19 protein-coding genes are annotated in these 15,443 nt (G+C 60.0%); 8 read left to right on the forward strand and 11 right to left on the reverse strand.

Annotated features, from left to right (window positions below):
* Window positions 1–14: 14 nt before the first annotated feature.
* Both AB7933_RS06190 and tldD read left to right on the forward strand, forming a co-directional pair.
* The gene (locus tag AB7933_RS06190; protein WP_024073456.1) at window positions 15–863 is read left to right on the forward strand and encodes a carbon-nitrogen hydrolase family protein; all 849 of its coding nucleotides are present in this window, start codon (window positions 15–17) and stop codon (window positions 861–863) included.
* Between the two features lie 16 nt (window positions 864–879).
* Window positions 880–2,322, forward strand: coding sequence for a metalloprotease TldD (gene tldD, locus AB7933_RS06195; RefSeq protein WP_024073457.1), 1,443 nt, complete (start codon window positions 880–882; stop codon window positions 2,320–2,322).
* Between the two features lie 44 nt (window positions 2,323–2,366).
* On the opposite strand, the gene yjgA is transcribed toward tldD, so the two are convergent.
* Window positions 2,367–2,888, reverse strand: a complete 522-nt coding sequence (gene yjgA / locus AB7933_RS06200) for a ribosome biogenesis factor YjgA (protein ID WP_024073458.1) — start codon at window positions 2,886–2,888, stop codon at window positions 2,367–2,369.
* 108 nt (window positions 2,889–2,996) lie between these two features.
* On the opposite strand from yjgA, the gene pmbA reads away from it, so the two are divergent.
* The 6 genes from pmbA to AB7933_RS06230 all read left to right on the forward strand — a co-directional run bounded on the left by pmbA (window position 2,997) and on the right by AB7933_RS06230 (window position 8,252).
* Complete coding sequence (gene pmbA / locus AB7933_RS06205) at window positions 2,997–4,343, forward strand: metalloprotease PmbA (protein WP_041160842.1); 1,347 nt, start codon at window positions 2,997–2,999, stop codon at window positions 4,341–4,343.
* 148 nt (window positions 4,344–4,491) lie between these two features.
* Entirely contained in the window at window positions 4,492–4,887 is a 396-nt protein-coding gene (locus tag AB7933_RS06210; RefSeq protein WP_024073460.1) for a hypothetical protein, read from the forward strand.
* Complete coding sequence (locus AB7933_RS06215) at window positions 4,880–6,256, forward strand: class II fumarate hydratase (protein ID WP_024073461.1); 1,377 nt, start codon at window positions 4,880–4,882, stop codon at window positions 6,254–6,256. The genes AB7933_RS06210 and AB7933_RS06215 overlap by 8 nt, the downstream gene beginning before the upstream one ends.
* A 27-nt stretch (window positions 6,257–6,283) precedes the next feature.
* Window positions 6,284–6,712, forward strand: a complete 429-nt coding sequence (locus AB7933_RS06220) for a hypothetical protein (protein ID WP_024073462.1) — start codon at window positions 6,284–6,286, stop codon at window positions 6,710–6,712.
* Between the two features lies 1 nt (window position 6,713).
* Window positions 6,714–7,325 carry a superoxide dismutase gene (locus tag AB7933_RS06225; protein ID WP_024073463.1) on the forward strand — a complete coding sequence of 204 codons (612 nt, stop codon included), beginning with the start codon at window positions 6,714–6,716 and terminating at the stop codon, window positions 7,323–7,325.
* 33 nt (window positions 7,326–7,358) lie between these two features.
* Window positions 7,359–8,252 (forward strand): ZIP family metal transporter, encoded by an 894-nt coding sequence (locus AB7933_RS06230; RefSeq protein ID WP_024073464.1) that lies wholly within the window; start codon window positions 7,359–7,361, stop codon window positions 8,250–8,252.
* A 35-nt stretch (window positions 8,253–8,287) separates the two neighbouring features.
* Here AB7933_RS06230 and AB7933_RS06235 read toward each other — a convergent pair whose 3' ends face one another.
* From AB7933_RS06235 to AB7933_RS06280, 10 genes are all read right to left on the reverse strand, one after another.
* On the reverse strand, window positions 8,288–8,560 hold the full coding sequence (locus AB7933_RS06235; RefSeq protein ID WP_024073465.1) for an HPr family phosphocarrier protein: 273 nt from the start codon (window positions 8,558–8,560) through the stop codon (window positions 8,288–8,290).
* A 16-nt stretch (window positions 8,561–8,576) separates the two neighbouring features.
* Window positions 8,577–9,434 carry an RNase adapter RapZ gene (rapZ, locus tag AB7933_RS06240; protein WP_024073466.1) on the reverse strand — a complete coding sequence of 286 codons (858 nt, stop codon included), beginning with the start codon at window positions 9,432–9,434 and terminating at the stop codon, window positions 8,577–8,579.
* Between the two features lie 2 nt (window positions 9,435–9,436).
* The gene (gene ptsN / locus AB7933_RS06245) at window positions 9,437–9,901 is read right to left on the reverse strand and encodes a PTS IIA-like nitrogen regulatory protein PtsN (protein WP_024073467.1); all 465 of its coding nucleotides are present in this window, start codon (window positions 9,899–9,901) and stop codon (window positions 9,437–9,439) included.
* A gap of 12 nt (window positions 9,902–9,913) precedes the next feature.
* Entirely contained in the window at window positions 9,914–10,219 is a 306-nt protein-coding gene (gene hpf, locus AB7933_RS06250) for a ribosome hibernation-promoting factor, HPF/YfiA family (RefSeq protein WP_024073468.1), read from the reverse strand.
* 75 nt (window positions 10,220–10,294) lie between these two features.
* On the reverse strand, window positions 10,295–11,788 hold the full coding sequence (locus AB7933_RS06255) for an RNA polymerase factor sigma-54 (protein WP_024073469.1): 1,494 nt from the start codon (window positions 11,786–11,788) through the stop codon (window positions 10,295–10,297).
* Window positions 11,789–11,973: 185 nt separating this feature from the next.
* A complete protein-coding gene (gene lptB, locus AB7933_RS06260; protein ID WP_003171806.1) occupies window positions 11,974–12,699 on the reverse strand; it encodes an LPS export ABC transporter ATP-binding protein in 726 nt (241 codons plus the stop codon).
* Window positions 12,699–13,232: a lipopolysaccharide transport periplasmic protein LptA gene (lptA, locus tag AB7933_RS06265; RefSeq protein ID WP_024073470.1), complete on the reverse strand. Its 534-nt coding sequence runs from the start codon at window positions 13,230–13,232 to the stop codon at window positions 12,699–12,701. The genes lptB and lptA overlap by 1 nt, the downstream gene beginning before the upstream one ends.
* The gene (lptC, locus tag AB7933_RS06270; RefSeq protein ID WP_024073471.1) at window positions 13,219–13,791 is read right to left on the reverse strand and encodes an LPS export ABC transporter periplasmic protein LptC; all 573 of its coding nucleotides are present in this window, start codon (window positions 13,789–13,791) and stop codon (window positions 13,219–13,221) included. The genes lptA and lptC overlap by 14 nt, the downstream gene beginning before the upstream one ends.
* Window positions 13,792–13,799: 8 nt before the next feature.
* On the reverse strand, window positions 13,800–14,324 hold the full coding sequence (locus AB7933_RS06275; RefSeq protein ID WP_024073472.1) for a KdsC family phosphatase: 525 nt from the start codon (window positions 14,322–14,324) through the stop codon (window positions 13,800–13,802).
* Entirely contained in the window at window positions 14,325–15,299 is a 975-nt protein-coding gene (locus tag AB7933_RS06280; RefSeq protein ID WP_024073473.1) for a KpsF/GutQ family sugar-phosphate isomerase, read from the reverse strand. It lies immediately after the preceding gene.
* Window positions 15,300–15,443 lie beyond the last annotated feature (144 nt).

Consider the following 15,443-nt stretch of genomic DNA (forward strand, 5'->3'; position numbering starts at 1 on the left):
CGGAGTATCGGCCCATGTCGTTTGCGGTAATTCAGATGGTCAGCCAGAGCGATGTGCTGGCCAACCTGGCCCAGGCCCGGCGCTTGCTGGAGCGAGCGGCAGCGGGCGGGGCGAAGCTTGCGGTGCTGCCGGAAAACTTTGCCGCCATGGGACGCCGTGACGTGGCTGATATCGGCCGTGCCGAGGCATTGGGTGAAGGTCCGATCCTGCCATGGTTGAAACAGACCGCCCGCGACCTCACCTTATGGATAGTTGCAGGCACATTGCCGCTGCCGCCCAGGGACCAGCCGGATGCCAAGGTCAACGCCTGCTCGTTGCTGGTGAATGACCAGGGCGAGATAGTGGCCCGATACGACAAGCTGCACTTGTTCGATGTCGACGTGGCGGATGCCCGAGGCCGTTATCGTGAATCCGATGACTATGCTTTCGGCAGCCATGTGGTGCTGGCGGATACGCCGGTTGGCCGCTTGGGCCTCACGGTATGCTACGACTTGCGTTTCCCCGAGCTGTACAGCGAATTGCGCGCGGCCGGGGCTGAGTTGATTACCGCGCCTTCGGCCTTTACGGCGGTGACCGGCGCCGCGCACTGGGATGTGTTGATCCGCGCGCGGGCCATCGAGACCCAGTGCTACCTGCTGGCGGCCGCCCAGGGCGGTGTCCACCCAGGGCCCCGGGAAACCTTTGGCCATGCGGCGATTGTCGACCCGTGGGGGCGCATACTGACGCAACAGGATCAAGGCGAAGCGGTGTTGCTGGCCGAGCGCGACAGCAGTGAACAGGCGTCGATACGGGCGCGCATGCCGGTGGTGAACCATCGGCGCTTTTTTTCGCAGGGCGCGCAGCGGCCTGCTTCAGAACGATGAATTTAAGGCCAAACCTATGAGCGAGTTGTTGTCCTCAGTCAGTGAACACCTCCTGGCACCCGGTGGCGTGACCATCGAAAGTCTGCAAACCGTGCTCGGCGATCTGGCCGGACCGGGCATCGACGCGGCCGACCTGTATTTCCAGGGGCAGATTTCCGAGTCCTGGGCCCTGGAAGACGGCATCGTCAAGGAAGGCAGTTTCAACCTCGACCAGGGCGTGGGGGTGCGGGCGCAATCCGGTGAAAAAACCGGTTTTGCCTACAGCAACGCGATCACCTTGGAAGCGCTGGGCCTGGCCGCTCGCGCAGCGCGCTCGATCTCCCGTGCCGGTCAACATGGCACGGTGCAGGCGTTCAGTACCCAGGATGTGGCCCAGTTGTACGCGCCGGATAATCCGCTGGAAGTGATCAGCCGTGCGGAAAAGGTCGAGTTGCTCAAGCGTGTCGATGCCGCCACCCGCGCCTTGGACCCGCGTATCCAACAAGTCACCGTGAGCATGGCTGGCGTGTGGGAGCGGATCCTGGTGGCGTCCACCGATGGCAGCCTGGCGGCGGATGTACGGCCGCTGGTGCGTTTCAACGTCAGTGTGATCGTCGAGCAGAACGGGCGCCGCGAGCGTGGCGGTCATGGCGGCGGCGGGCGTACCGACTACCGTTATTTCCTCACCGATGATCGCGCCACGGGTTACGCCCGTGAGGCACTGCGCCAGGCGCTGGTCAACCTGGAAGCCATTCCGGCGCCGGCCGGTACCTTGCCGGTGGTGCTCGGTTCGGGCTGGTCTGGCGTATTGCTCCACGAAGCGGTCGGCCATGGCCTGGAAGGCGACTTCAACCGCAAGGGCAGTTCGGCCTACAGCGGACGCATGGGTGAGATGGTCGCCTCCAAACTGTGCACCATTGTCGATGACGGTACCCTGGCCGGGCGCCGGGGTTCGCTGACGGTCGATGACGAAGGTACGCCGACCGAGTGCACCACGCTGATCGAGAACGGCGTGCTCAAGGGCTACATGCAAGACAAACTCAATGCCCGTCTGATGGGCGTGGCACGCACGGGTAACGGCCGTCGCGAATCCTACGCTCACTTGCCGATGCCGCGCATGACCAACACCTACATGCTCGGTGGCGAAAGCGACCCGGCGGAAATCATCGCCTCGGTGAAGCGTGGTATCTACTGCGCCAATCTCGGCGGCGGCCAGGTGGATATCACCAGCGGCAAGTTCGTGTTTTCCACCAGCGAGGCCTATCTGATCGAAGACGGCAAGATTACCGCCCCGGTCAAAGGGGCAACGTTGATTGGTAACGGACCAGAGGCGATGAGCAAGGTGTCGATGGTCGGTAACGACCTGTCGCTGGACAGCGGCGTCGGTACTTGCGGTAAGGATGGGCAGTCGGTGCCGGTCGGCGTGGGGCAGCCCACCTTGAAGATTGACGCGATCACCGTGGGTGGCACAGGGTCGTAAACCGGGAGCTTCGGGTGGCGAAGACCGCCACCCGGGGAAGAGGATCAGCGCAGGCCGCGTTGAGTCTCGTCCAGCTCACGGATGTACTTGAAGATTTTACGGCTGGTGGCCGGCGCCTTGTTATGCGCCTGCTCGTGCTGGGCCTGACGGATCAGGGAGCGCAGTTGCTGGCGGTCGGCATCCGGATAGTCCACCACGAACTTCTCCAGTACCGCGTCATCGCCCGAGATCAGGCGGTCACGCCAACGCTCCAGGTTATGGAAGCGTTCATTGTACTGGCGAGTGGAGGCATCGAGTTGATCGAGCAAGGTCAGAATGGCGTCAGTGTCCTGGTCGCGCATCAGCTTGCCGATAAACATGATGTGCCGTTTACGCGCGATATTCGCGGTGTGCTTGGGCGCATCCGCCAGGGCCCGACGCATTTCGTCGGTCAGAGGCAATTTTGCAATCAAGTCCGGCTTGAGCGTTGTAAGGCGCTCGCCGAGGTCAACCAGAGCATGCAGCTCGCGTTTGACCTGGGTTTTGCTTTTCTCCCCATCGAGGGAGTCGTCGTAAGAATCAACCATGGTGGCAGTCCGCAAAGAAACGCCGCCATGATAACCAGTCGGGGGCCGCTTGTCCGGCCCGGTCGCTCGATGGCCTTAACCGAAAGCAGAATTTGAGTGGAGAAAACCATGAGTGCAGCCCAAAGCGTCGGTCCGCAAGCGTTACCGGCACTGCAGGAACAAGTCGAGCAGATCCTTGCCGAGGCCAAGCGCCAGGGGGCCAGTGCCTGCGAGGTGGCTGTGTCGCTGGAGCAGGGGTTGTCGACGTCGGTACGTCAGCGGGAAGTGGAAACCGTTGAATTCAACCGCGACCAGGGTTTTGGCATCACCTTGTACGTAGGGCAGCGCAAAGGCTCGGCCAGTACGTCGGCCAGTGGCCCGGAAGCCATTCGCGAGACTGTCGCTGCTGCGTTGGCAATTGCCAAGCACACCTCCGAGGATGAGAGTTCGGGCCTGGCCGACAAGGCATTGATGGCCAAGGACCTGCAGGATTTTGACCTGTTTCATGCCTGGGACATCACGCCAGAGCAGGCCATCGAACAGGCATTGATCTGCGAAGCGGCGGCATTCGATGCCGATGCCCGCATCAAGAACGCCGATGGCACCACGTTGAGCACCCATCAAGGGTGCCGCGTGTACGGCAACAGCCATGGTTTTATCGGCGGTTATGCCTCCACGCGCCATAGTTTGAGCTGCGTGATGATTGCCGAGGCCAATGGGCAGATGCAGCGCGATTACTGGTACGACGTGAACCGCCAGGGCGAATTGCTGGCGTCTCCTGCCAGCATTGGCCAACGTGCTGCGCAACGTGCCGCGAGTCGCCTGGGCGCGCGCCCGGTACCGACCTGCGAAGTGCCGGTGCTGTTTTCGGCAGAGCTGGCCGGTGGTTTGTTCGGCAGCTTTCTGGGGGCGATTTCCGGCGGCAACCTGTATCGAAAATCATCGTTCCTTGAAGGCGCGATCGGCCAGAAACTGTTTCCTGAGTGGCTGACCATCGATGAGCGTCCACACCTGATGCGCGCGATGGGCAGTTCGTCGTTCGACGGTGATGGCCTGGCGACCTATGCCAAGCCGTTCGTCGAGAAGGGCGAATTGGTGTCCTATGTCCTGGGCACCTATGCCGGTCGCAAGCTCGGTTTGCCCAGTACGGCCAACGCGGGTGGCGTGCACAACCTGTTTGTGACCCACGGTGATGAAGACCAGGCGGCGCTGTTGCGGCGCATGGGGCGTGGCCTGCTGGTGACCGAGTTGATGGGCCAGGGTCTGAACATGGTCACCGGAGATTATTCCCGGGGCGCGGCAGGTTTCTGGGTGGAAAATGGCGAGATTCAATTCGCCGTCCAGGAAGTCACCATCGCCGGCAATATGCGCGATATGTTCAAGCAGATCGTTGCCGTCGGGAATGACCTGGAACTGCGCAGCAACATTCGCACGGGTTCGGTATTGATCGAACGGATGACGGTCGCCGGTAGCTGATCCTTACGACGCTTCACAAAAAAGGCGCGCCCTCCTGGAGATGGCGCGCCTTTTTTGTGGGCGCATGGTTGAAGGATGGGAAGGGCGACCTTGTTTTGATTCTCAATATCATTTAATAATGAATATCATTATTGAGCGAGTGCGGATCATGAGTACTGTCCTGCATGAGGATCCCTATCTGGAGAGCTGGCGCTGGATGAGTCGCCAGATTCGTTGTGGCCTTGATCCCAATGAACCTCGCCTGATCGAGCATTACCTCAATGAAGGTCGATACTTGGCGTGTTGTACCGCGACCCACCCGTGGACGATCGCCGAAACGGCATTTCGCCTGCTGATCGATACCGCCACTGATATCGCATTGCCCTGGCACTGGCGCTCAATGTGCCTGGACCAAGCCTGGCGACCGCTGCGCGACCTGGAAAAACTCTCCCACTGTGCCTGCCGCCTCAAGCGCTGGCAGACCTTTGCCTGGCAATTGGCGACCTGCGAATTGCTGCCGTCTATTTCTCATTCCGACCTAGTGCAAGGATCTAATGATGAGTAACACCCGTATCGAACGCGACAGCATGGGCGAACTGCAAGTCCCCGCCGAGGCCCTGTACGGCGCACAAACCCAGCGCGCGGTGAATAACTTCCCGATCAGCCACCAACGCATGCCGGCACAATTCGTTCGTGCGCTGATCCTGGCCAAGATCGCGGCCGCCAAGGTCAACGTCGACCTCAAGCAGATCAGCGAAGGGCAGGGCAAGGCCATTGTCGACGCCGCCCAAGGCTTACTGGAAGGGGACTTCATGCAGCACTTCCCTGTGGATATCTTCCAGACCGGTTCCGGCACCAGCTCCAACATGAACGCCAACGAAGTCATTGCGACCCTGGCCAGCCGTCTGCTGGGCGAGGTGGTCAACCCCAACGATCATGTGAACTGTGGCCAAAGCAGCAACGACATCATCCCCACCACCATTCACGTCAGCGCGGCGTTGGTGCTGCATGAGCAAACCCTGCCGGCCCTGCTGCACCTGGTACAGGTCATCGAGCAGAAGGCCATACAAGTGCACCCGTTCATCAAGACTGGCCGCACCCACCTGATGGACGCCATGCCCGTGCGCATGAGTCAGGTGCTTGACGGTTGGGCGCAGCAGCTCAAGGCCAATATCGGCCACCTGCAGGACCTGCTGCCAAGTCTGCAGGCGCTGGCGCAGGGAGGGACGGCAGTGGGCACCGGGATCAACGCTCACCCGGAGTTTGCTGCACGTTTCAGCCAGCGACTGAGCCAATTGACCCAGGTGCAGTTCACGCCTGGCAAGAACCTGTTTGCGCTGATCGGCTCTCAGGACACCGCGGTTGCCGTCTCCGGCCAATTGAAAGCCACCGCCGTATCGTTGATGAAAATTGCCAACGACCTGCGCTGGATGAACTCCGGCCCACTGGCCGGCCTCGGCGAAATCGAACTGGAAGGCTTGCAGCCTGGTTCCTCAATCATGCCCGGCAAGGTCAACCCGGTGATCCCGGAGGCCACGGCGATGGTTGCCGCGCAAGTCATCGGCAATGACACCGTCATCACGGTTGCCGGCCAATCCGGCAACTTCGAGCTGAACGTGATGCTGCCGATCATTGCCCAGAATCTACTCAGCAGCCTGGAGCTCCTGGCCAACGCCAGCCGCCTGCTGGCGGACAAGGCGATCGCCAGCTTCAAGGTCAACGAAGCCAAGCTCAAGGAAGCGCTGTCGCGCAATCCGATCCTGGTGACTGCACTCAACCCGATCATTGGTTACCAAAAGGCTGCTGAAATCGCCAAGAAGGCCTATCAGCAAGGCCGTGCGGTGATTGATGTGGCCCTTGAGCACACCGACTTGCCCCGTAGCCAACTGGAAGTCCTGTTGGATCCGGAAAAACTCACGGCCGGCGGCGTGTAATCACCGACCCTGCTTTGGAGGCTCACCATGGAGCACTGGAAACGCACGATCGAACGGGCCAATCGCTGCTTTATGCAGGGCGAATTGGTTGACGCTCGCGAGGCCTATCTGCAAGCCCTGGCCCTGGCCCAAGTGCTGTTCGAGCGCTGGGCGAACGCCGACGAAGCAGTAGCGGCTTGCGTCATTTCCCATCACAACCTGGCGGACTTGCACCTGCGCCTGAATCAGCCCGAGGAAAGCGCCGAATACCTCTGTGCTATTCACCAGCGCTTGCTGCAGGCCATGCAGGACGTGCGTCTGAGCCCGCAACTGCGCGAAGCGGCCTTGCGCCAGAGCAGCAAGACTTACGTCGAACTGTTGAATTTTATCAGTGATCACGGTGAGTACCCGCGCACCCATCGCTTACTGGGCGGTACTGCCGTGCAGCCGACCACGTCTCAATACGGAGCACATTGATATGAGCTACACCTTGCCTGCCTTGCCCTATGCCTACGATGCCCTGGAACCGCATATCGATGCGCAAACCATGGAGATTCACTACACCAAGCACCACCAGACCTACATCAATAACCTCAATGCTGCGGTCGAGGGCACCGAATTTGCGGGCTGGCCGGTGGAGAAACTGGTGTCCAGCGTGCAACAACTGCCGGAAAAACTGCGTGTGGCCGTAATCAACCAAGGCGGCGGCCACGCCAACCACTCACTGTTCTGGGCGGTGATGTCGCCTAAAGGTGGTGGCAAGCCCGATGGCGCGCTGGGAAAAGCCATTGAAGAGCAACTCGGTGGTTTCGACAGTTTCAAGGAAGCCTTCACCAAAGCCGCCTTGACCCGTTTCGGCAGTGGCTGGGCCTGGCTGAGCGTCACCCCGCAAAAGACTCTGATAGTGGAAAGCAGCGGCAACCAGGACAGCCCACTGATGAATGGCAATACGCCGATCCTCGGCCTGGACGTCTGGGAGCATGCTTATTACCTGCGGTACCAGAACCGTCGGCCTGAATACATCAATGCCTTCTACAGTGTCATTAACTGGCCGGAAGTTGCTGCACGCTATCAGGCCGCGCTGGCCTGACAGTTACCTCGATAACAAGATCTAAGGCCGACTATGGGCACTGAAACACTGGCGATCAGTAGCGTGCGAATGTTTCGTTATGCGTTTGGCTCGCTGCTGCTATTGGCAGGTACTGCATTGCTGGTGGCCCACGGGCTGGCCTGGCTGGATCTGGAGCCGCGCATCCTGCGCGCCTTGCAAGGCGGGGCGATTTGCGCGCTTGGCACGGCGCTGGGGGCGGTTCCGGTATTGGTGATTCGTCGGATGCCGGTGGCGTTGAGCGATACCTTGTTGGGCTTCGGTGCCGGCGTGATGCTGGCGGCGACTGCCTTTTCGCTGGTCGTACCTGGTATTGCTGCTGCCGAAGCCCTTGGCCTTTCGCCCTGGGGGGCAGGTGGGCTGATCAGCTTCGGCATCATGCTGGGGGCATTCGGTTTGTATCTGGTGGACCGCAAAGTCTCCGGCGCCAGCCCGGAGATGTTGGTGGGTACGCCGGATAAACCGGTGATTCCACCGCGCATCTGGCTGTTTGTGTTTGCCATCATCGCCCACAACATCCCCGAAGGCATGGCCGTTGGCGTTTCAGCCGGCGGCGGCATGCCGGATGCCGACAGCCTGGCCATGGGCATTGCCTTGCAGGATGTGCCGGAAGGGTTGGTGATTGCGTTGGTATTGGCCGGGGCGGGGATGTCGCGGGTCAAGGCCTTCCTGATCGGTGCGGCGTCAGGCTTGGTAGAGCCAGTGTTCGCCGTGCTTTGCGCCTGGCTGGTGACCCTGGCCGAGGTGCTGTTGCCGCTTGGCCTGGCGTTGGCTGCCGGGGCGATGCTGCTGGTGGTGACTCATGAAGTGATCCCCGAATCGCGGCGTAATGGCCACGAAAAGCTTGCCAGTCTGGGGCTATGTAGCGGTTTTTGCTTGATGATGGTGATGGATACCGCCTTGGGGTGAAGCCCCTGGCTTCACGCCCGCCTCAGCGGATGGTTTTACTCACCCTCATCAAAGAAGTTGTTGATCAGCTCCACCAGGGCTTCCATTGCTTCCTGCTCTTGCTCGCCCTCGGTGCTCAAATGAATCTTGGTGCCCTTGCCGGCTGCCAACATCATCATCGCCATGATGCTTTTGCCATCGACCATGGTCTCCGGTGTGCGCCCGGCGCGGATCTGGCAAGGGAACTTCCCGGCAATACCGACGAATTTGGCAGAGGCGCGTGCGTGCAGGCCCAGCTTGTTGATGATTTCAATTTCCAGAGCGGGCATCGCGCAGGTGTTCCTTTCAGCTGAGGTCGCGGTGGCGGACCTGGACATTCTTGAGGGTTTTTTGCAGCACCTGGCCCAGGCGTTCGGTCAGGTAGACGGAGCGATGGTGGCCGCCGGTGCAGCCGATGGCAATGGTGACATAGGCTCGGTTGCTCGCGGCAAAGCGCGGCAACCATTTGAGCAGGTAGCTGGAGATGTCCTGGAACATCTCCTCCACATCCGGTTGTGCGGCCAGGTAGTCGGCCACTGGCTGATCCAGCCCCGACTGGTCACGCAGCTCTGGTTTCCAGTAGGGGTTGGGCAGGCAGCGCACATCGAAGACCAGGTCGGCATCCACCGGCATGCCACGCTTGAAGCCAAAGGACTCGACCAGAAATGCCGTGCCAGGCTCTGGCTGGTTCAGCAGGCGTAGCTTGATGGCATCGCGTAACTGGTACAGGTTGAGGCTGGTGGTGTTGATCTTGAGGTCGGCGAGGTCAATGATCGGCCCCAGCAACTTGGTTTCGTCCTCGATGGCTTCGGCCAGGGAACGATGGGGGCTGCTGAGAGGGTGGCGTCGACGGGTCTCGGAGAAGCGCTTGAGCAGGGTTTCTTCGTCGGCGTCCAGATACAGCACATCGCAATGAATGTGCTTGGCGCGCACCTCTTCGAGCAATTCCGGGAAGCGCGTAAGGTGGCTGGGCAGGTTGCGGGCATCAATCGAAACGGCGACCAGGGGCTGCGCCAATTCGGTGTGGATCAGGGCGCGTTCCGCCAACTCCGGCAGCAGCCCGGCGGGCAGGTTGTCGATGCAATAGAAACCGTTGTCCTCAAGAACGTTGAGGGCGGTACTTTTACCCGAGCCAGAGCGGCCGCTGACGATGATCAAACGCATGATTACTGCCCGTTTTGCTCATCCAGGACAACTTGGTACAGTGCCTCGTTGCTGCTGGCACTGCGCAGTTTGTCGCGTACGTCCTTGCGGTCGAGCATGCTTGCGATCTGCCGAAGCAGTTCCAGGTGCGCATCGGTGGCGGCCTGTGGGACCAGCAGAACAAACAGCAGGTCTACCGGGGCACCGTCGATCGCGTCGAAATCGATAGGCGCGTCCAAGTGCAGCAGGGCGCTGACAGGTGTGTCGCAGCCTTTGAGGCGGCAGTGAGGAATGGCGATGCCGTTGCCAAAACCGGTGGAGCCGAGTTTTTCACGGGCAATCAGAGCCTCAAAGACATCTTGCATCTCCAGATCAGGCACTTCTCGGCTGATCAGGTTGGCAATTTGTTCGAGGGCTTTCTTCTTGCTGCCGCCCGGCGCGTTCACGAGGGAACGGCCGGGGGTCAGGATGGTTTCAAGTCGGATCATGGGTGGGGAGTGTTAGCGGCCGGTGCCCTGAAGGAGGCTCAACTGCTTTTCCTTATGCTTTTTGATTTGGCGATCCAGTTTGTCGGTCAGGTCGTCAATGGCGGCATACATATCAGTATGCTCGGCATTGGCGACGACTTCTCCGCCGGGTATACGCAAGGTGGCTTCAATTTTCTGCTTCAGCTTTTCGACAGTCATAATGACTTGCACGTTGGTGATCTTGTCGAAATGCCCCTCAATTCTTTTGAGTTTTTCGCCGATATAGGCGCGCAGCGGTTCGGTCACTTCCAGTTGGTGTCCACTGATGTTGACTTGCATACAGCTTCTCCTTCGTTGCCAGTGCATAAAGCGGCGGGTAGGAATACCCGCCACTGGAACGCTGTGGCCCGCCCGTCACATCAAACGCTTACGCTCGCTGGAAGGCGCGATCCCAAGGGACTCGCGGTACTTGGCGACGGTTCGACGGGCGACCTGAATGCCTTGTGCCTCCAGTAAACCAGCGATCTTGCTGTCACTCAACGGCTTTTTCTGATTTTCCGCCGCAACCAGTTTTTTGATGATCGCGCGGATCGCCGTGGACGAGCATTCGCCGCCTTCGGAGGTGCTGACATGGCTGGAGAAAAAGTATTTCAGCTCATATATGCCCCGTGGGGTATGCATGAATTTTTGCGTGGTCACCCGGGAAATCGTTGACTCATGCATGCCAACCGCTTCGGCGATGTCATGCAGCACCAGAGGCTTCATCGCTTCGTCGCCGTATTCCAGGAAGCCACGCTGGTGCTCGACGATCTGGGTGGCGACTTTCATCAGGGTTTCGTTGCGGCTTTGCAGGCTCTTGATGAACCAGCGCGCTTCCTGCAACTGGTTGCGCATGAAGGTGTTGTCGGCGCTGGTGTCGGCGCGACGCACAAAACCGGCATATTGCGGATTGACCCGCAGGCGCGGTACCGACTCCTGGTTCAGTTCCACCAGCCAGCGCTCGTTGTCCTTGCGTACGATCACGTCGGGGACGACGTATTCGGCTTCGCTGGACTCGATCTGCGAGCCCGGGCGAGGGTTGAGGCTCTGTACCAGCTCGATCACCTGGCGCAGGTCGTCTTCCTTGAGCTTCATACGGCGCATCAACTGGCTATAGTCGCGGCTGCCCAGCAGGTCGATGTAGTCCGTGACCAGGCGTTGGGCTTCGGCAAGCCAAGGCGTCTTGGCAGGCAGTTGACGCAGTTGCAGCAGCAGGCACTCGCTGAGGGTGCGCGCGCCAATGCCGGCGGGCTCGAATTGCTGGATGCGGTGCAGGACGGCTTCGATCTCGTCCAGTTCGATATCCAGTTCCGGATCGAAGGCTTCAAGAATCTCGTCGAGCGTTTCGTCCAGGTAACCCTGGTTGTTGATGCAGTCGATCAGGGTCACGGCGATCAGGCGATCGGTGTCGGACATCGGCGCGAGGTTCAATTGCCACAACAGGTGGCTCTGCAGGCTCTCGCCGGCGGACGTGCGGGTGGTGAAGTCCCACTCGTCATCATCGTTGCTGGGCAGGCTGCTGGCGCTGGTCTGGTAGACGTCTTCCCAGGCGGTGTCCACGGGCAGCTCGTTGGGTATGCGTTCGTTCCAGTCGCCTTCCTCGAGGTTATCCACCGTCGGGGCGGTTTCCTGATAGGAGGGTTCCTGCACATCGGGGTTGGGTTTTTGCTCGATGTTGTCGGCCAGCGGGTCTGCATTGTCGAAGTCGTCGCCTTCTTCCTGGCGTTCGAGCATCGGATTGGACTCCAGGGCCTCCTGGATTTCCTGTTGCAGGTCCAGGGTCGACAATTGGAGCAGGCGGATGGCCTGTTGCAGCTGCGGTGTCATCGTCAGCTGCTGGCCCATTCTCAGGACTAGCGATGGTTTCATGGCAGGGGCTTAACACCTTATTCGCCGGCGCAATGCGCCATCCACGACAGGGCGCGTGAGCGCCAAACATAAGCAAATTATATGCCTGATATCGGGGGCTTTGCCTAGAGCGCGGTAACAATAAAAATCCGGAGGTTTTTATTGACTCCCGCGCACCGTGGCCAACGGCCGTGACGCCAGGCTGCTTACAGGCGGAACTCGTGGCCCAGGTACACTTCCTTGACCAGTTCGTTGGCCAGGATAGTGGCGGAGTCACCTTCGGCAATCAGCTGGCCATCGTTGACGATGTAAGCTGTTTCGCAGATATCCAGGGTCTCACGGACGTTGTGGTCGGTGATCAGTACACCGATGCCCTTGGCCTTGAGGTGATGGATGATCTGCTTGATGTCACCCACCGAGATGGGGTCCACGCCGGCAAACGGTTCGTCCAGCAGGATGAATTTCGGCGCGGTCGCCAGGGCGCGGGCAATTTCAACGCGACGACGCTCACCACCGGACAGGCTCATGCCGAGATTGTCGCGAATGTGGTTGATGTGGAATTCCTGCAGCAGGCTTTCCAGCTCTTTGCGGCGGCCGTCGCGGTCGAGTTCCTTGCGGGTCTCGAGGATGGCCATGATGTTGTCGGCCACCGAGAGTTTGCGGAAGATCGACGCTTCCTGGGGAAGATACCCAATACCTGCGCGTGCACGGCCATGCATCGGCTGGTGGCTGACGTCCAGGTCATCGATCAGTACGCGACCTTGGTCCGCCTGCACCAGGCCGACGATCATATAGAAGCAGGTGGTCTTGCCGGCGCCGTTGGGGCCGAGCAGGCCGACGATCTGGCCGCTGTCGATCGACAGGCTGACGTCGCGCACGACCTGACGGCTTTTATAGGCCTTGGCCAGATGCTGGGCTTTCAGGGTTGCCATTACTCGGCCTTCTTCTTCGGCTGGATAACCATGTCGATACGTGGGCGTGGCGCAGTGACCTTGCTGCCGTTGGCCCGGCCGGCATTGGCGACCTGCTTCACGGTGTCATAGGTGATCTTCTCGCCTTCGGTGGAGTTGCCATCGGGGCTGAGCACCTTGGCCTGGTCGATCAGGACGATGCGGTTTTGCTGGGCGTGATACTGGATGGTCTTGCCGTAGCCCTTCATCGGGGCGGTATCGGTAGCGGCCTGCTTCTGTTCGAAGTAGGCCAGGTTGCCCACCGAAGTCACGACGTCGATGTCGCCAGCGGGGGTGCGAGTCAGTGTCACCGTGTTACCGGTGATTTTCATCGAGCCCTGGGTAATGATCACGCCGCCTGTATAAGTGGCGACGCCTTGCTTGTCATCCAGTTGCGCATCGTCAGCTGAGATGTGGATCGGTTGCTGGCTATCGTTCGGCAGAGCCCAGGCGCTCACGCTTCCCAGTGCTGCGCCCAGACCGAGCAAAATAGGGAGGGTTTTAACGAGCCTCATACTGTCCTCTTACGTTCGATAGCAGGTGTATCCTGCTTTCTTTCAAATACGCTTTCATTCCCTTGCCAGTCGATACACCGCCAGCGCCGTCGATTCTAACGTCTTGCTCGGTCTGCGCATATTGCTTCTGTGGGAATACGGTCATGCGTGTGGTGGTAATAATGGTGTCGCGGTTCTGTGCGTCAGTACGTGCGACGCGCACCGAGTCGATCAGTTCCACCTGGGTACCGTCCGGGTTGACCTCGCCGCGCTTGCTGGTGACGTGCCATGGGAACTCGGTGCCGCGGTACAGGTTCATGTCCGGATTGGTCAGCAGGGTGACCTCGGAGGCCTTCAGGTGCTCGACCTTGTCCGACGTCATTTCATATTGCACCTTGCCATCGGGCAGGAACTGCACGCTATAGGCATTGGTTGCGTAATAGTCGATAGCCCCTTCATCAACCTGCGCAACAGGCTGGTCGAGAAAGCGCTCCGGGCTGATATTCCAGTAGCCCACCGCCAGGAACAGCGCGGCGATGCCTGCGAATAGCAGGAAGTTGCGAATCTTTTTACTCAGCATAAAACGCTCTATAGGTAGGCGGCATGGGCCGCTTCGAGGCGGCCTTGGGCCCGCAGGATCAACTCGCAGAACTCACGGGCGGCGCCTTCGCCGCCACGGGCCGTGGTGATGCCGTGGGCGTGCTCGCGAACAAACGCCGCCGCATTGGCGACGGCCATGCCCAGGCCCACGCGGCGGATCACCGGCAAGTCGGGCAGGTCGTCGCCCAGATAGGCGGCCTGCTCATAGCTTAGGTGGAGTTGGCCAAGAAGCTCGTCCAGTACCACCAGTTTATCCTCACGGCCCTGATACAGGTGAGGAATCCCCAGGTTTTGTGCGCGGCGTTCCACAACCGGCGTTTTTCGGCCGCTAATAATGGCAGTTTGCACTCCCGCTGCCATCAACATCTTGATGCCCTGGCCATCGAGGGTGTTGAACGTCTTGAATTCGCTGCCGTCTTCGAGGAAGTACAGGCGGCCATCGGTCAGCACGCCGTCAACGTCGAAAATCGCCAGCTTGATGTGCTTGCCGCGTTGCAATAGGTCGCTGGTCATTTACATCACTCCTGCACGCAGCAAGTCGTGCATGTTCAGGGCGCCAATCGGGCGGTCATCGTTATTGACGACCACCAGCGCGCCGATCTTGTGGTCTTCCATGATCTTCAGCGCTTCGGCTGCAAGCATCTCGGGGCGTGCGGTCTTGCCATGGGGGGTCATCACCGCGTCGATGGTGGCGGTGTGGATGTCGATGGTGCGGTCCAGCGTGCGGCGCAAGTCGCCGTCGGTGAACACTCCGGCCAGGCGCCCGTCGGCCTCGAGGATCACGGTCATGCCCAGGCCTTTGCGGGTCATTTCCATCAGCGCATCCTTGAGCAGCGTGCCCCGTTGGACATGGGGTAGCTCATCGCCGGAGTGCATGACGTTTTCCACTTTCAGCAGCAGGCGACGGCCCAAGGCACCCCCTGGGTGGGAAAACGCGAAATCTTCAGCAGTAAAGCCACGGGCTTCCAGTAACGCCACGGCCAGCGCATCGCCCATGACCAGGGCGGCGGTGGTGGAAGACGTGGGGGCGAGGTTCAGGGGGCATGCCTCGTGGGTCACGTGAACGTTCAGGTTCACTTCGGCTGCCTTGGCCAGCGTCGATTCCGGGTTGCCGGTGATGCTGATCATCTTGATGCCCAGGCGCTTGATCAGCGGCAACAGGGTCACGATTTCGTTGGTGGTGCCGGAATTGGACAGTGCCAGGATGATGTCATCCTTGGTGATCATGCCCATGTCACCATGGCTGGCTTCGGCCGGATGCACGAAGAATGCGGTGGTTCCGGTGCTCGCCAGTGTCGCGGCGATCTTGTTGCCGACGTGGCCGGACTTGCCCATGCCTACCACGACAACGCGGCCCTTGCTGGCCAGAATCATCTCGCAGGCGCGTACGAAATCTGCATCGATATGGGCCAGTAAGCCTTCTACGGCTTCAAGCTCGAGGCGAATGGTGCGTTGTGCGGATTGGATAAGATCGCTGGATTGGCTCATGTCTGAAATCGTATAGCCTGACGAAAAGTCGGCGATTATAACGGTAATGAGCAATTCCCTCACGCAAGTTCGTCAGGCTTTATTCTGCGGGTGGCATGAGATTCCCTCTCAGTAACATAGCCAGCAACGTTTTTTCCCTGTCCC

The sequence above is a fragment of the Pseudomonas gorinensis genome (genome assembly GCF_042015035.1).
In the GTDB taxonomy this organism is placed as follows: domain Bacteria; phylum Pseudomonadota; class Gammaproteobacteria; order Pseudomonadales; family Pseudomonadaceae; genus Aquipseudomonas; species Aquipseudomonas gorinensis.

Bases quoted from the DNA above. Each gene is read 5' to 3' on its own strand.
- AB7933_RS06275 (WP_024073472.1), bottom strand. From the start codon at position 14,324: ATGACCAGCGACCTATTGCAACGCGGCAAGCACATCAAGCTGGCGATT.
- lptC (WP_024073471.1), bottom strand. From the start codon at position 13,791: ATGCTGAGTAAAAAGATTCGCAACTTCCTGCTATTCGCAGGCATCGCC.
- yjgA (WP_024073458.1), bottom strand. From the start codon at position 2,888: ATGGTTGATTCTTACGACGACTCCCTCGATGGGGAGAAAAGCAAAACC.
- AB7933_RS06210 (WP_024073460.1), top strand. From the start codon at position 4,492: ATGAGTACTGTCCTGCATGAGGATCCCTATCTGGAGAGCTGGCGCTGG.
- tldD (WP_024073457.1), top strand. From the start codon at position 880: ATGAGCGAGTTGTTGTCCTCAGTCAGTGAACACCTCCTGGCACCCGGT.
- AB7933_RS06215 (WP_024073461.1), top strand. From the start codon at position 4,880: ATGAGTAACACCCGTATCGAACGCGACAGCATGGGCGAACTGCAAGTC.
- pmbA (WP_041160842.1), top strand. From the start codon at position 2,997: ATGAGTGCAGCCCAAAGCGTCGGTCCGCAAGCGTTACCGGCACTGCAG.
- AB7933_RS06230 (WP_024073464.1), top strand. From the start codon at position 7,359: ATGGGCACTGAAACACTGGCGATCAGTAGCGTGCGAATGTTTCGTTAT.
- AB7933_RS06280 (WP_024073473.1), bottom strand. From the start codon at position 15,299: ATGAGCCAATCCAGCGATCTTATCCAATCCGCACAACGCACCATTCGC.
- lptB (WP_003171806.1), bottom strand. From the start codon at position 12,699: ATGGCAACCCTGAAAGCCCAGCATCTGGCCAAGGCCTATAAAAGCCGT.
- rapZ (WP_024073466.1), bottom strand. From the start codon at position 9,434: ATGCGTTTGATCATCGTCAGCGGCCGCTCTGGCTCGGGTAAAAGTACC.
- ptsN (WP_024073467.1), bottom strand. From the start codon at position 9,901: ATGATCCGACTTGAAACCATCCTGACCCCCGGCCGTTCCCTCGTGAAC.
- AB7933_RS06225 (WP_024073463.1), top strand. From the start codon at position 6,714: ATGAGCTACACCTTGCCTGCCTTGCCCTATGCCTACGATGCCCTGGAA.
- hpf (WP_024073468.1), bottom strand. From the start codon at position 10,219: ATGCAAGTCAACATCAGTGGACACCAACTGGAAGTGACCGAACCGCTG.
- AB7933_RS06220 (WP_024073462.1), top strand. From the start codon at position 6,284: ATGGAGCACTGGAAACGCACGATCGAACGGGCCAATCGCTGCTTTATG.
- AB7933_RS06190 (WP_024073456.1), top strand. From the start codon at position 15: ATGTCGTTTGCGGTAATTCAGATGGTCAGCCAGAGCGATGTGCTGGCC.
- AB7933_RS06235 (WP_024073465.1), bottom strand. From the start codon at position 8,560: ATGCCCGCTCTGGAAATTGAAATCATCAACAAGCTGGGCCTGCACGCA.
- lptA (WP_024073470.1), bottom strand. From the start codon at position 13,232: ATGAGGCTCGTTAAAACCCTCCCTATTTTGCTCGGTCTGGGCGCAGCA.
- AB7933_RS06255 (WP_024073469.1), bottom strand. From the start codon at position 11,788: ATGAAACCATCGCTAGTCCTGAGAATGGGCCAGCAGCTGACGATGACA.